At 61.0% G+C, this 14,842-nt stretch carries 14 protein-coding genes and 1 riboswitch; of the genes, 12 read left to right on the top strand and 2 right to left on the bottom strand.

All coding sequences use genetic code 11. The features are described 5' to 3' along the window. Positions 1-110: 110 nt before the first annotated feature. The gene (locus tag ACFFFR_RS02370) at positions 111-1,019 is read right to left on the bottom strand and encodes a cytochrome b/b6 domain-containing protein (RefSeq protein ID WP_377457925.1); all 909 of its coding nucleotides are present in this window, start codon (positions 1,017-1,019) and stop codon (positions 111-113) included. A 150-nt stretch (positions 1,020-1,169) separates the two neighbouring features. Between ACFFFR_RS02370 and ACFFFR_RS02365 the strand changes: the two genes are divergently transcribed. The 3 genes from ACFFFR_RS02365 to ACFFFR_RS02355 all read left to right on the top strand — a co-directional run bounded on the left by ACFFFR_RS02365 (position 1,170) and on the right by ACFFFR_RS02355 (position 2,854). Next, a complete protein-coding gene (locus ACFFFR_RS02365; RefSeq protein WP_377457924.1) occupies positions 1,170-1,595 on the top strand; it encodes a hypothetical protein in 426 nt (141 codons plus the stop codon). Beyond that, the gene (locus tag ACFFFR_RS02360) at positions 1,592-1,795 is read left to right on the top strand and encodes a helix-turn-helix transcriptional regulator (RefSeq protein ID WP_377457923.1); all 204 of its coding nucleotides are present in this window, start codon (positions 1,592-1,594) and stop codon (positions 1,793-1,795) included. Before ACFFFR_RS02365 ends, ACFFFR_RS02360 begins: the two co-directional genes overlap by 4 nt. Positions 1,796-1,924: 129 nt before the next feature. After that, a complete protein-coding gene (locus tag ACFFFR_RS02355; protein ID WP_377457922.1) occupies positions 1,925-2,854 on the top strand; it encodes a hypothetical protein in 930 nt (309 codons plus the stop codon). On the opposite strand, the gene ACFFFR_RS02350 is transcribed toward ACFFFR_RS02355, so the two are convergent. After that, positions 2,851-3,285, bottom strand: a complete 435-nt coding sequence (locus ACFFFR_RS02350) for an acyl-CoA thioesterase (RefSeq protein ID WP_377457921.1) — start codon at positions 3,283-3,285, stop codon at positions 2,851-2,853. The two genes, ACFFFR_RS02355 and ACFFFR_RS02350, sit on opposite strands and share 4 nt — an antisense overlap. A gap of 136 nt (positions 3,286-3,421) precedes the next feature. Next, a riboswitch (FMN riboswitch) is annotated at positions 3,422-3,554 on the top strand. 132 nt (positions 3,555-3,686) lie between these two features. Here ACFFFR_RS02350 and ribD point away from each other — a divergent pair. The 9 genes from ribD (at position 3,687) to ACFFFR_RS02305 (ending at position 14,842) form a co-directional block, all read left to right on the top strand. Continuing rightward, positions 3,687-4,814: a bifunctional diaminohydroxyphosphoribosylaminopyrimidine deaminase/5-amino-6-(5-phosphoribosylamino)uracil reductase RibD gene (ribD, locus tag ACFFFR_RS02345; RefSeq protein ID WP_377457920.1), complete on the top strand. Its 1,128-nt coding sequence runs from the start codon at positions 3,687-3,689 to the stop codon at positions 4,812-4,814. 37 nt (positions 4,815-4,851) lie between these two features. Further along, positions 4,852-5,526 (top strand): riboflavin synthase, encoded by a 675-nt coding sequence (locus tag ACFFFR_RS02340; protein ID WP_377457919.1) that lies wholly within the window; start codon positions 4,852-4,854, stop codon positions 5,524-5,526. A gap of 5 nt (positions 5,527-5,531) precedes the next feature. Continuing rightward, positions 5,532-6,935 (top strand): 3,4-dihydroxy-2-butanone-4-phosphate synthase, encoded by a 1,404-nt coding sequence (ribB, locus tag ACFFFR_RS02335; protein ID WP_377457918.1) that lies wholly within the window; start codon positions 5,532-5,534, stop codon positions 6,933-6,935. Between the two features lie 40 nt (positions 6,936-6,975). Continuing rightward, positions 6,976-7,476 carry a 6,7-dimethyl-8-ribityllumazine synthase gene (ribH, locus tag ACFFFR_RS02330; protein ID WP_377457917.1) on the top strand — a complete coding sequence of 167 codons (501 nt, stop codon included), beginning with the start codon at positions 6,976-6,978 and terminating at the stop codon, positions 7,474-7,476. Between the two features lie 145 nt (positions 7,477-7,621). After that, positions 7,622-9,025, top strand: coding sequence for a trimethylamine monooxygenase (locus tag ACFFFR_RS02325; RefSeq protein WP_377457916.1), 1,404 nt, complete (start codon positions 7,622-7,624; stop codon positions 9,023-9,025). Between the two features lie 38 nt (positions 9,026-9,063). Further along, entirely contained in the window at positions 9,064-11,421 is a 2,358-nt protein-coding gene (locus tag ACFFFR_RS02320; protein WP_377457915.1) for a trimethylamine N-oxide demethylase, read from the top strand. A 144-nt stretch (positions 11,422-11,565) separates the two neighbouring features. Then, entirely contained in the window at positions 11,566-12,648 is a 1,083-nt protein-coding gene (locus ACFFFR_RS02315) for a Fic family protein (protein WP_377457914.1), read from the top strand. Between the two features lie 176 nt (positions 12,649-12,824). Beyond that, positions 12,825-13,718, top strand: coding sequence for a LysR substrate-binding domain-containing protein (locus ACFFFR_RS02310; RefSeq protein ID WP_377457913.1), 894 nt, complete (start codon positions 12,825-12,827; stop codon positions 13,716-13,718). Further along, complete coding sequence (locus ACFFFR_RS02305; protein ID WP_377457912.1) at positions 13,718-14,842, top strand: mandelate racemase/muconate lactonizing enzyme family protein; 1,125 nt, start codon at positions 13,718-13,720, stop codon at positions 14,840-14,842. Before ACFFFR_RS02310 ends, ACFFFR_RS02305 begins: the two co-directional genes overlap by 1 nt.

Genomic DNA, 14,842 nt, shown 5'->3' with positions numbered 1-14,842 from the left:
GTGTTGGATCAAATTCTTTAGGTTGGTCGGTTCAAAAAGTAACCGCGGCGCCTGTGCTTTTCCCCTCGCCAAGCGCCGCGGCAACTCTTACCTCATCAGTTGCAAGAAGCTTACTTGCGTGTAACTTTACCGGAAAGTCTCGCCAAAGGCGCGATCAGCGCGGCTCGGGAAGCCAAGGTGGCCCCAATTGTCACGGCAACGGCGGCGATGGTGAGCCATACACCCAGCCAGGTATCTTGGTCTGTTCCGGCGAACATGTAGGCCAGTTGAGTCTTGGCATCCGGTACCAGCACGAGGATCACGTGCACCACGATGAAGGCCACGAAGAAGATCATGGTTGGCCAGTGGACGGCACGGGCCAGCTGCATGGGGAAGACCTTGTTGAGTCCCTCGGCACTCTTGGGCCAGAATTCGCTCGTGCGTAGACCAGTCAGGATCGCCACCGGGGAAGCGACAAACACCACCGTGAAATAGCTCAGCAGCTGCAGTGAATTGTAGTTGTACCAAGCATCCACGTTCGGCAAGTTGAAACTCAGGTACTGCATCGCAGCACTCAGCGCATTCGGGAACACATCCCAACTGGTCGGGATGATCCGCTTCCAATGCCCGGTGGCAAAGAGCAAGACCACAAAAATGAGGCCATTGAGCACCCACAGCACGTCAAGGAGTTGGTGGAACCACAGGTCAATGCTGATCTTCTTGCCGGTTTTGGTGCCGCGGCCACCGCGGGACTTCCTAGGTTTGGGTGTCCAATACGCTTCCGGACGCTGGACCGTACGGACGCGAATGCCGGTCCGGATGATCAGCGCCATCAGGAAGAAGTTGAAGAAGTGCTGCCAGCCAAGCCAGGCAGGGAAGCCGGTCGGCGTGTTCTCCGGCAGCTCGGCGTAACCCGGATAGGTGCCCACAAAGTCTTGACCCGCGCCGCTGTTAAGGAACATGATCGAGCCGGCGACGGCGAGGGCTAAAACGGCAACGGCGCCGACGATGATGCCGAGCAACCGCTTGTTGTGAGGCATGAAAACTCCACCTGTTATCAAGTCAGTGATCCACCTGAACTTTAGCAGGAACCTAAATGTAAAGTTTGCTTGACAGTGGCCTGTTCGATCTGTCAAGGTTGCTTTACACGTAAAGGAAAGTTTACATAGCTTGAATAGGGGTGGATCACCATGAAGACGTGGTCAAAGGCCAGGCGCCTAGTGTTTGTTGGGGGAGTAACGGGGCTGGTTGGCGCGATGCTCGGCTGGCTCTTTCATGTGGCGGATCCAACGCGGCCGCTGTGGCTGGCCATCCTAGTTTTCTCTGCCGTCATCATCCTCGGGGTCGCTCCGACGCTGTACATGGTCTTGTGGCCCAGCCCCAAAATCCAGCGCGGACAACGGGAGGCAGAACACTCGATCGAGCGAGTTTGGATCACTGAAGCCAGCTCCTCAGCGTTCTTCTGGCTCGCTGCAGGCCTCATCCTGTGCCTAGCGTTGGGTGACATTCTCAGCATTGATTGGCTCCGGCAGCTAACTATCATCCACGTGCTGGTCGTCGCCGCGCTGGCCTTTATCGTGAACTACGCCCTGGTGCGGCGGGAGTCTGCAGGATGAAAAACTCCGTTGCCGAACTTCGAATGGCCAGAGGACTATCGCAGCAGGCGCTGGCGGAACGTCTCGGTGTCTCTCGACAAACCGTGATCTCGATCGAGAAGGGGCGTTTCGACCCGTCGCTTCCGTTAGCCTTCAGGATTGCGGGCCTGTTTGGTCAATCGATAGAGCAGATTTTCACGCCGGACCCAGACGAGGGCTAGAGCCACGTTCGATGATTAGCGAGTAGACGCACATTGTCGTGTATTTGACGGGCATTTGAAGTTTTTCAACACATGGAATAGCTTCAATCTGGGGGTGTGATTCTTATCGGATCGTCTTAAGGGATGCCCATGCCTCTTTCTCTCACCGTTTTCGCTGCAATCTCTGCCGCGGGTTTGTGTCTCACGCTAGCTTTATTCTTTGCCGCAGGGATTTGGCGATATGAATGCCGACTGAAGCGAGTGCAAGAGTTCCCCGAGTATTCGGAATACCGAACGCGCCTGCAAGAAGTGCGTCAATACCTCTGGCCGGCGCTAGGAGCGGTTCTTGCTAGTTTCGTGGCAAGTATCGCCGCGACAAGTTTCTATGAAAAATTTCTTGCCGATGGTTTCAGCGGATTCTGGGAGAATTTCTTAGTAGATTCGCTTCTGGAAGAGACGATCTTGCTGATCATCGCGCTCCTAATTTTAGGTTTTGCGTTTTGGCCCTTCTTTGGTGCCAAAAACGAGATGAAGCAGATTCGCAGAAACCCATATCTCTTAGCTCGTGCGGCTGAAGACTACCAAAACAGAGGAGATGCGTCGCAACTTTCCGGTGCAGAATTGCGGGAGGCGCTAGAGGGCCTTGAGGCGGAAACTTTTTCCACAGTGCTTTCGCTCAAGCGGCCTAAGCCTGAAAAATATGATCGACTTAACTACCTCTTTCGAACATCCCGTTCTTTCAACTGGAAAGAACTCACTAAGAGGGACCTTCTAAGGTTTCACAGCAAGTTAGCGAAAATCCTGAAGGGCAGAACGTTTTGGATCTACCTAGGGGCGTCCTTGAACGTTCTCGCTTGGCTGACGTTGTTTGTAATTTACTTATTTGGTCAGTCTGCAGAGCCGATAGTTGCCATGAGGCTATGGTTTGTCATTTTGGTTTCTCTAGCCGTCGGTGCGAGTGCGTTATTCCTATTCGCAGTCACCCGCAGTAGGGTTTTGCTGCGACGATACAGCGAAATAACCGAGACACTAGCTAAAGCTCGAAGTGCGCTAGAAACCGCCCCAAGTGGTAGGCATTAATCTCGCTGGAGCTCGGTCGGGATTCGGTCACGATCGTAGGTGATGCAGTCGTAGCCGTGCGGGGTGGGTTTGCCGTTTTCATCGAGTGAGACGAAAACGATCCGTTCAATAGCCAGGATCCGCTGTCGGGTGATCATGTTGCGGACCTCGGCCCGCATGGTCATGGAGGTGCGACCAAAATGCGTGGCCTTCAAACCCATTTCGATCAGGTCGCCCTGCTCGGCGGAGGAGACGAACTCGATCTCGGACATGTACTTGGTGACCGCGCGATTGTTGCCCAGCTGGATGATCGCGTAAATAGCGGCCTCTTCATCGATCCAGCGCAGCAAGGAGCCACCAAAAAGTGTGCCGTTCGCGTTCAAATCCTCCGGGCGTACCCACTTGCGGGTCCGGAAATTGATGTTCTCATCTCGTGAAATTTCATCCGCCATGGCACAAGAATAGTGCCGTCCAACCTCAGGTGAACGATCGTTAAGTAAATATTTCGTCCGTTGCGAATCATCGTCACGAACTGTGACGGTCTGAACCAGATCCTCACGGAGTGTGGTTCAATGGACGGAAGAACACAATCGTGCTCCGGGGTCGGTGAAAGTCCGAACCGGCGGTGATAGTCCGCGACCTTCGCCCGCTAAAGCGGAAGAAGTTGAACCGGTGAAATTCCGGTACCGACAGTTAAAGTCTGGATGGGAGAAGCACGAAGGTCACCCGACCGAAACGCTTGTTCGGCGATCACTCGCAGGTTCATACCCGAAGCCGCCACAGCGTTTTTAGGCCGGTTAGTCACCTACACGCACCCCGGAGCAGTACTACTTCGGGAAGGACAAGCGTGCAGATGGGGCAACCATTACCGGCGACAGTCATCGACAATGCGCTGAATTATGCCGTCGCGCTCGCAAAACAAGGCACGCGCGGAGCGAACCCACTGGTCGGGGCCGTCATTCTGGACGCTGACGCCTCCACCGTCGCCACCGGCTATCACCGCGGGGCAGGAACACCCCATGCCGAAGTCGAAGCACTCAACGCCTTGGCCACCAAGTTTCCGGACAACGATCGTCCGAATCCCGCCGAGCTGACGATGGTCGTCACCCTTGAACCCTGCAACCATGTAGGTCGCACCGGACCCTGCAGCCAGGCCATCATCGATGCGGGCATCGGCACTGTGATCTACGCGGTGATCGACCCGGATCCTGCAGCCGCCGGCGGCGCCGATACCTTGCGAGCTGCCGGTGTCACCGTCCACCACCACAGCACCCACGCCGGGGCTAACGCGTTGAACGAACGCTGGTCGGCCGCCAAGAGAAACCATCGCCCGTTCGTGTCGGTCAAGATCGCGCAATCCTTGGACGGAAAGATCGCCGCCGCAGACGGTTCCAGCCAGTGGATCACCGGTGACCGCTCCCGAGACCACGCGCACCACGTTCGCTCCATTGTCGACGCCATCGTCGTCGGCACCGGAACGGTACTCGCGGACGACCCCGCACTCTCGGCCCGGCTGCGCACTCGCGGCAACTACACCCTAGGTGGAGAGCAAAACACCCACGTCTTGGCCGATCAGCAACCGCTGAGAGTCATCATGGGCGAACGCCCGATCGAGACAACAGCCAAGATCTTCACCGAACCGGGTGGCGAAACCCTGCAACTCAATACCCGGGAGCCGCGCACCGTGCTCACGGCCCTGGCCGACCGCGGCGTGGAACACGTGTTGATTGAAGGCGGTGCACACATCACCAGCGCCTTCCTTGCCGAAGGGCTAGCCGACGAAATCTACCTCTACCAAGCACCCCTGCTGATCGGTAGCGGGACCGACCAAGCCGCGCACAACTCCATCCGATCCCTGAACAACCAGAGCCTGCAGCAAGCATGGGACACCCAGGCGTACCAGATTGAAGACGCTCAACCGCTCGGCCCCGACATCCTCATCAGGCTGGTCCCCAAGCCGCCAGCGACACCGAAGAATTAATTCCGCTCACCTGAGTTATCGAAAGAGAAGAACACGCATGTTTACCGGAATCGTCACCGGCACCGGAACCGTCACCGACCTCGCCCCGCTCATCCGCGACGGGGCCACCGTCTCCGCCGACCAAGGCCGGACCATCACCCTGCACGCCCCCGGCCACGTTGACGCGATGGACCTAGGAGCCTCCCTCGCCGTCAACGGGGTGTGCCTGACCGCCACCGAGATCGACGAACAGGCCGAGACACTCAGCCTTGAAGTCATGGGGGAGACCCTGCGCCTGACCAACATCGGTCAGCTGGACAACGGTTCCACCGTCAACCTAGAGCGCTGCGTCCGGGCCGCCGACCGACTCGACGGCCACGTCGTCCAAGGTCACGTCGACGGGCTAGCCACCCTCGTGGAACGTGAAGACCTTCAAGGGTGGGAACGGTTCCGCTTCGAACTGCCCACCAGCCTCGCCAAATACGTGGCGACCAAAGGTTCCATCGCGGTCAACGGTGTCTCCCTGACCGTCACCGCCGTCTCCGAACCGGATGCCGCCACACACTTCTTCGAAGTCGGGCTCATCCCCACCACACTGAACGAGACAACTCTCGGCCAGCTGCGCGTCGGCGACGCCGTGAACATCGAAGTCGATGTCCTAGCCAAATACGCCGAACGCCTCGCCGCCTTCCTCAGCCCAGCCGTCCCACCCCACACCGAGACCACCCAGTGATCACCATGACAAACACTCTTCAACCCTTCAGCTACACCTCGAAGACCGGCAGCGACGACTTCCGCGCCTACGACCGTGACGGCGCCGACACCCCGCTCGAACTCGACCCCATCGAAGACGCGCTCGAGGCGCTCGCGGCCGGCAAACCCGTCGTAGTCGTCGATGACGAGTCCCGGGAAAACGAAGGCGACATCATCTTCGCCGCAGAAAAAGCCACCCCGGAGCTGATGGGCTTCACCATCCGCTACACCTCCGGTGTCATCTGCGCGCCGATCACCGCAGCCCGCGCCGACGTACTCGGCCTGCCACCCATGGTGCGTAACAACCAGGACGCCAAAGGCACCGCCTACACACTCTCCTGCGACGCCGCCGCCGGCATCACCACCGGGATCTCCGGTGCCGACCGGACCGTTGCCGTGAAACTGCTCGCCGACGAACAGGCCAGCGCGGCCGATCTGGTCCGGCCCGGGCACATCTTCCCGCTGCGGGCCGTCGACGGCGGAGTCCTCGCTCGCCGCGGCCACACCGAAGCCGCCGTGGATCTGTGCCGGTTGGCCGGGCTGACCCCGGCCGGGGTCATCGCCGAGTTGAACCACGACGACGGCACCATGATGCGCCTGCCCGCGCTTCGCGCGTTCGCCGACGCCTTTTCCCTCCCGCTGGTCTCCATCGAAGACCTTGTCCAATACATTGAGCAGTGCGAAGACGCCACCCGTTTAGTGGACGCCGGCGAAGACGATCTCACCGCGGACACGGTCGCAACAGCCGGGGGTTCAGGACAGCCGGAGATCCCGCCGGCCATCCAGCTGGTGCCCTCGCCGGTTGTGCCGATCCCAACTCCGTTCGGTACCCTCTCCGGACAAGCGTTCGCCGAGGCCGGGACCGGCATCGAACACTTCGTGCTCTCTGCCCCCTCACCTGCAGGCGCCACCCTGCTGGTGCGCCTGCACTCCGAGTGCCTCACCGGAGACATCTTCGGCTCCCAACGCTGTGATTGCGGCGAACAACTCACCGCAGCTTTAGCCCAGATTGCCGCCGAAGGCGGACTGCTGGTCTACCTGCGCGGACACGAAGGCCGCGGCATTGGCCTGGCCCAAAAGATGCACGCCTACGCCCTCCAAGACGAAGGCGTGGACACCGTCGACGCCAACGTCCACCTCGGCCTGCCCGTGGACGCCCGCGACTACACCGCCGCCGCCCAAATCCTGCGCCAATACGGCCTTGACTCGGTGCGGCTGCTGACCAACAACCCGACCAAGGTCGAGGCTTTGCAATCCGCCGGGATCGCCGTGGCAGAACAGGTCCCCACCGCCATCGCGGCCCGAGCCTCCAATGAGGCGTACCTGCGCACCAAGGTCGCACGGATGGGCCACACCATCAGTGAAGACCTGCTCAAACACAGCAACTAAACTTTCCTTTCAAGACCACTTCCATTCCAAGGAGAACTTCATGGCCGGACACGGCGCACCCCAAACGGACACCCATCAGCTCAAACAGGCCGGCGAAGCCGGCATGCGCGCGGTCATCGTCGCCGCCAACTGGCACCAGCAAGTCATGGACGGCCTCGTCGCCGGCGCCGAACGCGCCGCAACCGAAGCCGGGATCGAATACAAGATCGTCCGCGTGCCAGGCACCTTCGAACTGCCCATTGCCGCCGCCCGGTTGGCCGCAGAATATGACGCCGTGGTCGCCCTCGGTGTGGTCATCCGCGGTGGCACCCCGCACTTCGACTACGTATGCCAGGGTGCGACGGCCGGACTCATGGATGTCTCGCTGCTGACCGGAAAACCGGTCGGCTTCGGGGTCCTGACCTGTGACACAGAGGAGCAGGCTCTGGACCGTGCCGGGCTGGAAAACTCCTCCGAAGACAAGGGCTACGAGGCCATGTCCGCCGCCCTCGAAACCGCCGTGACGCTGGCCAAGAACCAGTCCTTAGACGGGCTGATCTAGCCGGAATTAAGCTGCTAGCGGGTTCGGTCCTTTAAGGGTCGAACCCGCTCTTGTTTAACTCCTGAAACGCGGCCTAATATGAGCATATTGTGACCGCCCTCACAGTCGCGGGCGGATCCATGGCTGCACACCCACAGGAGTCACCGTGTCCACACGCATCGCCATCCTCGGGGCCGGTCCCTCCGGTCTCGCCCAACTTCGTGCCTTCGATGCCGCCCGCCGCAAAGGCATCGAACTGCCGGAGATCGTCTGCTACGAAAAACAAGAAGACTGGGGCGGCCAGTGGAACTACACCTGGCGCACCGGACTGGACGCCAACGGGGAGCCGGTCCACTCCTCCATGTACCGCTATCTGTGGTCAAACGGCCCCAAAGAATGCCTTGAATTCGCCGACTACTCCTTCGAGGAACACTTCGGCCGGCCCATCCCGTCCTACCCGCCACGGGCCGTGCTACTGGACTACATCAAGGCCCGCGTCGAACAATCCGATGTGCGCCAATATATCCGCTTCAACCACGCCGTGCGCTGGGTTGAATACAACGAGGACACCGAAAAGTTCACCGTCTCGGTCATGAACTACACCGAAGACAAGATGGAGACCGACCAGTTCGACTACGTGGTGGTCGCCACCGGGCACTTTTCCATCCCGAACGTGCCCGAGTTCGAAGGCCTCGAGCACTTCACCGGCCGGGTTCTGCACGCCCACGACTTCAAAGACGCCTGCGAATTCGAGGGCAAGAACGTCCTGATGATTGGTGCCAGCTACTCTGCCGAGGACATCGGTTCCCAGTGCTACAAGTACGGTGCCAAGTCGGTGACCTTCTGCTACCGCACCGCGCCCATGGGCTTCGACTGGCCCGATGGCTGCGAAGAGAAACCCCTGATGACCCGTGCCGAAGGTCGCACCATCCACTTCGCCGACGGCAGCAGCAAAGAGATCGACGCCATTGTCATGTGCACCGGATACCTGCACCACCACCCGTACCTGCACGATGACCTTCGGCTGGTCAGCTCCAACCGGCTCTACCCGCCCAACCTGTATAAAGGGGTGCTGTGGGTGGACAACCCCAAGCTCATCTTCCTAGGCATGCAGGACCAGTACTACACCTTCAACATGTTCGACGCCCAAGCGTGGTACGCCCGGGACGTCATCCTCGGGGAAATCCAGGTCCCGGACCACGCCACCCGCCGCGCCGATGCCGACGCCTGGCTGGCAAAAGAAGAGGCCCTAGCCGATCACGACGCCGAGATCGACTTCCAGGCCGCCTACATCCGGGACCTGCTCGCCTATAGCGACTACCCGGACTTCGACGTCGAAGGCCAAGGCGAACTGTTCAAACTCTGGCTGCAGCACAAGCAGGAAGACATCATGGGCTTCCGCAACCGCTGCTACGCCTCCACCAACACCGGCACCATGGCACCGGAACTGCCGGACACCTGGCTCGCCATCAAAGACGACTCCCTGGAGACCTTCATGGCCATCACAGATCCCAATTATCGGCCCGACGACGCCGCCGAACGGCAGCCCGAACCTGCCCCACACACCTAGCGCCCCCGCATCAGTTACAACGTAGGAGCTGACTCACCATGACTGCGCCACTGGACATCGCCCGCCCCCGTCTCATCCAACCCGGGTTGTTGCCCCTGGCCCCAGGCCACGAACGTTATTGGGTCCGCCCCGGCGGCGTGACCGGCCTGCAATTAGAAACCGGTGACAAGATCACCATCGTCGACCGCCAAGGCGCCCAACGCGCCGAGGTGACGGTGCTCGGCCAAGGCGGCGTGGACTTCGCCGCCCTGGGCCTGCACGGCGATGCCCCCGCCACCGTGCTCACCAACATGGACGCCACCTCCCACCGGCAGAACCCGCAGCACGCGGACGTCATCGCCGCGCTCGCCGACCGTGGCCTGCGCCCAGACAAAGCCACCGCCGTGCACCTGTTCGGGGAAAGCTCCCGGGCCGGCTCCCAAGAGTCCTTCGTCGCGCAACGAGACATCACCGTCGTGGTCGCGGCACCCACGTGGATGATGGACTTAGATGAGGCGAACCCGCCCTCGGACCTGATGGTGGAAATCATCCGGGCCAACCCACCGGTCAGCACGCACCGGGACCTGCCACCGCCGCTGGCCGAGCCCATTCTGGACGTGCGGATCAACCGGGCCACCGCCTTCAGCTACGAGGTCAAAAAGGGCGACTACATCCAAGTCATCGACGTGGAAGGCCGGCAATGCTCCGACTTCCTCGCCTTCGACCTGCGCAAACTGGAGAAGGGCCAAGAACGCGGCCTAGACTCCATCGCCACCCACTACTTCATGGGCAACGCCTACCCGCAACCGGGCCTATGCGGAAAGTTCTACGACCAAGACTTTGACCCGCTTGTGGAGGTCGTCCATGACACCGTGGGCCGCCACGACACCTTCGGGCTGGCCTGCAACTCCAAGTTTTACGAGGACTTCGGCTACCCGGGCCACGTGAACTGCACGGACAATTTCAACGCCGTCCTCAAGCCCTACCAGGTGGAAGAACGCAAGGGTTGGCCAGCGCTGAACCTGTTCTACAACACCATGTTTGACGCCCACAACCTGCTCATCTTCGATGAGCCGTGGTCACGGCCGGGCGACTACGTGCTGTTCGAAGCCAAAACCGACCTCATCTGCGCATCCTCCGCCTGCCCGGATGACATCGACCCCTCCAACGCATGGGTCTGCACGGACATCCACCTGCGTGTCTACCCAGCAAAGAAGAACTTCTCCATGGCCATCTCCCACCGCGTGACCCCAGAATCGGAACCCACCATGACCCGTGAATCCGGCTTCCACCCGCGCACCAGCGCCCTGACCAGCCAGTTCGTGGACTACCGCAACTTCTGGTTGCCCACCCACTTCGACGGCCACGGCGCCATCGACGAATACTGGGCCTGCCGGGAAAAAGCGGCCATCATGGACCTGTCCGCCCTGCGCAAGTTCGAGGTCCTCGGTCCCGACGCCGAGGCCCTGCTGCAGTACGCGGCCACCCGCAACATCCGCAAACTCTCCAACGGCCAAGTGGTCTACACCGCGTTCTGTAATGACACCGGCGGCATGATCGATGACGGCACCATCTTCCGGCTCACCGACACCCGCTTCCGGGCCGTCGTCGGGGACGACTACACCGGCCGCTGGCTGCGCGAACTGGCCGAAAAGCTCGGCCTCGACCGGGTCTGGGTCAAAGACTCTACCGACCAGCTGCACAACATCGCCATCCAAGGCCCCGCCAGCCGGGACATCCTGCGCCCGCTGATCTGGACCAATGACAAAGAAACCAACTTCGAGGACGTCGGCTGGTTCCGCTTCGTCATCGGTCGGATCGGCGACCACCAGGGCATCCCGGTCATCGTCTCCCGCACCGGCTACTCCGGCGAGCTCGGCTACGAGATCTTCTGCCACCCGGACCACGCCGTGGACGTGTGGGACGCCGTCTGGGAGGCCGGCCAAGAATACGGTCTCACCCCGCTGGGGCTGGACGCCCTCGACATGCTGCGCATCGAATCGGGTCTGGTCTTCGCCGGGTACGACTTCGATGACCAAATCGATCCATTCGAGGCCGGCATTGGGTTCACCGTCCCGCTGAAAACCAAGGAAGATGACTTCTCCGGCAAGGAGGCGCTCATCAAGCGTAAGGAGAATCCGCAGCGGACCCTCGTCGGACTCGAGGTCGCCGGCAACGAGCCCGGCGGTCACGGCGACACGGTGCACTCCGGCCGCTTCCAAGTCGGAGTCGTCACCAGCGCGACGCGTTCGCAAATCCTGCGCAAGAACATCGCCCTGTGCCGGATGATGGTCGAATACGCCGAACCAGGCACCGAAGTCGAGATCGGCAAACTCGACCGGCAACAAAAGCGCATCCCGGCCACCGTCGTGAAGTTCCCCTTCTACGACCCGGAAAAGAAACGGCCGCGCTCCTAACCAACAACGCTGAGACGGAAGACCACGGCAGGGACTCCCCGCCGTGGTCTTCCGCTGCTGCCCTTTAGTTTCCTCAGTTCCTCATAATGGATGCTGATAAAATTATGAGTAACTGAGTTCCTCATAAACTGAGGGGAGGAAATTATGACTGTTCCCCCGCTGATCCGAAATGCTGTCCCTCAGCTTGAAAGCGCCACGCTGGCACGGGCGGAAACCGCAGCGTCAGAGCTGGCCCGGTTCGATGCGCAACTTGGTGAGCGGGTCAAGAACTTCGCGCCGGTACTTTTGCGGTCTGAAGCCGCGTCCTCGTCGCAGATTGAAAACTTGACGGCTAGCGCGCGAAATATATTCAGTGCCGATCTCGGGCTGAACCGGGGGAGAAACGCAAAAGACATTGCCGCGAACACCCGCGCCATGGAGGCTGCCCTGCAGCTGGCCAGCAAAATCGACGAAACATCGATTCGTACGATGCATCAAGTTCTACTGGAAGACCACCCCGAACACACTCCTGGCAGCTGGCGGCAGGAGCCGGTCTGGATTGGGCGCAGCGCATCCTCCCCGGTCGGCGCTGACTACGTGGCGCCCGCGCATGAACGAATCCCGGACCTCATCGACGACCTCACTGCCTTTGCCGCTCGGACCGACCTGCCGGTTTTGGTGTCGGTGGCACTTGCGCACGCTCAATTTGAAACGATTCACCCATTCAGCGATGGAAACGGCCGTGCCGGACGCGCCTTCGCCCAAGCTATGTTGCGTAACCGAGGCGTCACCCAAAATGTATCCATCCCGGTCTCGGCGGGGTTACTTGCGGAAGTCGACGGTTACTACGCGGCGCTGACCGAATACCGTGCAGGCGATCCAACACCCATCGTTGAGGCCTTCGCACAGGCGACATTGGACGCAATCGAGAATACCCGTCAATTAGTGGCGGAAATTGATGCTATACGTGTCTCGTGGGAAGACCGGCTCACTGTACGCCGAAACAGCAACGCCTGGCGGCTGCTGGATATCATCACCGAGCAGCCGGTGCTCACCGCAGCTAAAACCGCCGAACTACTCGGCTCCAAAATGCCCAACGTCTACCCGCCATTGAAGGCTCTCGTCGATGCTGGCATCCTCCAAAGTAAGCACGAACACAACATGGGTCCGTTCTGGCGCAGTGACGAAGTGTTGCATGCCATCGATCGGTTCGCAGAACGTGCCGGCCGCCGCACAACCGCACGCTAGCGGGTAATGAAGTCAGGGCCTAGCCCCGGCGGTCAGCGAACCAGTCAACACCGATTGATAGCGCCAGCATATCAATACCGGCAATAATGGTATTTCCCTTGTCTTAGTGCGGGTCCGTAGTCTGGTCAAAAGCACCACTGCCCGCACTGGAAGACGCTAAGGAGGGGGAGCCACTCGTGGAGACTCGGCAACTGAAATACTTCATCGCGGTCGCGGAAGAAAAACACTTCGGCCGGGCAGCCGAGCGCCTCATGATGGCCCAACCCCCGCTCTCCCAGCAGATCAAAAACCTGGAGACCGAGCTCGGGGTCCAACTCTTCAACCGCACCACCCGCAAAGTTGAGCTGACCGAGGCCGGTGAACTCATGCTCGAACGCGGCCAATCCATCATCAACGCCATCGAAGCCCTCGAACAAGACGTCAAACACGTCGCCGACGGTGCCCAAGGCGTCCTACGGGTCGGCTTCACCGGGGCCGCCACCTACCGGCACATGCCGTGGATGGTCGAACAGGCCCGGCTCCACTTTCCACGCCTGCGCCTAGACATTCAAGGGGAGATGCTCACCCCGCAAATGGAACAAGGCCTGTTGGAGCACCGCTTCGACGTGGCTGTGCTGCGCCCGCCGGTCCACTCCCAAGAGATCGAGACCATGCTGATCGAAGAAGAAGAGCTGGTCGTCGCACTCCCCGAAGAATCCGAGCTCGCCGCCAAAGGTACCATCGACCTCGCAGACTTAGCCACCGTCAACTTCGTCGCCTACCCGCAAGGCTCAGCCGTCCACCAAGTCACCTTGCGTGCCTGCCAAGAACACGGCTTCGTGCCCAACGTTGTCCAGCGGGTCAGGGAGACCTCCACCATGCTGGCCCTGGTCGCCGCCAACGTCGGCGTCGGCCTCATCCCCGCCTCCACCAAACACTCCGTCATCCGCGGCATGGTGCTGCGCCCACTGCGCAACCCACCCCGGGTCGACCTCTCCCTAGCCTGGCTGAAATCCAATACCTCACCACTAGTGAAAAACTTCCGCACCCTGTACGCAGACTACGAATCGACCAGAAAGGCGGTGCGTTGATGCGGATCTCCCACATTGAGACCATCCCGTACGCCATCCCCTACACGCACCCGCTCAAATTCGCCTCCGGGCAGGTGCACACCGCAGACCACGTCTTGGTTCGGATCCACACCGACGACGGGCTCACCGGCATCGCCGACGTCCCGCCACGGCCCTACACCTACGGGGAAACCCAAGCCTCCGTCCTCTCCGTCATCCAAGACATCTTCGCGCCCCAGCTCACCGGGCTTCAGGTTCACGACCGGGCCAAGGCCTGGCAGATCATGAACCGCACCGTGCACAATGAGACCGCCAAGGGCGCCGTCGACATTGCCCTGTGGGACCTGATCGGCAAAGCCGCCGGCCAACCGGTACACAAACTGCTCGGCGGGTACACGGACAAACTCCGGGTCTCCCACATGCTCGGCTTCCGCCCGGCCGAGGAACTGCTGCGCGAAGCCCAGCGCTGCCTCGAGCATTACGGCATCGCCACCTTCAAACTGAAGACCGGGCAGCGGCCCATCGACATCGACGTCGAAGCCGCCCGCGTGCTCTGCGAGGGGCTACCGGCCGGCGTGGAAATCTACGTGGACGCCAACCGGGGCTGGAGTGCCAACGAAGCCATCGAGTTCCTGCGCCGCACCGCGGACCTGCCCATCACCCTGCTGGAAGAACCCAACGACGCCAAAGAAGCCATGGGCCGACGCCGCCTAGTCACCCAATCGCCGATCCCGGTGGTGGGGGACGAGTCCGTCCCAACCCCGGGGGACGTCTCCCGGGAACTGCTCTCCGGCGGCTGCACCGCCGTGTGCATCAAGACCGCACGCTCCGGTTTCACCCAAGCCCAGACCATCCTCGGACTGTGCGAGGGCCTCGGGGTGGACGTCACCATGGGCAACCAGATCGACACCCAAATCGGCACCACCGCTACCATCACCTTCGGCGCCGCCCATGAGGCCACCAGCCGTCGGGCCGCCGAACTGTCCAACTACTTGGACATGAGCGATGACCTCATCGCGGAGCCGCTACAAATCCGCGACGGCGCCATCGCCGTCCCAACCATCCCGGGCGTCGGCGTGCAGATCGACGACGCCAAACTCGAACGCTACCGGCTGGACAAGTCCCCGGCCAAGCAAACCATCTAG

Source organism: Micrococcoides hystricis (assembly GCF_042434215.1).
GTDB classification, from domain to species: domain Bacteria; phylum Actinomycetota; class Actinomycetes; order Actinomycetales; family Micrococcaceae; genus Micrococcoides; species Micrococcoides hystricis.
The sequence above is the reverse complement of the archived record's forward strand: the minus strand, read 5'-3'. Positions and strand labels throughout refer to the sequence as shown.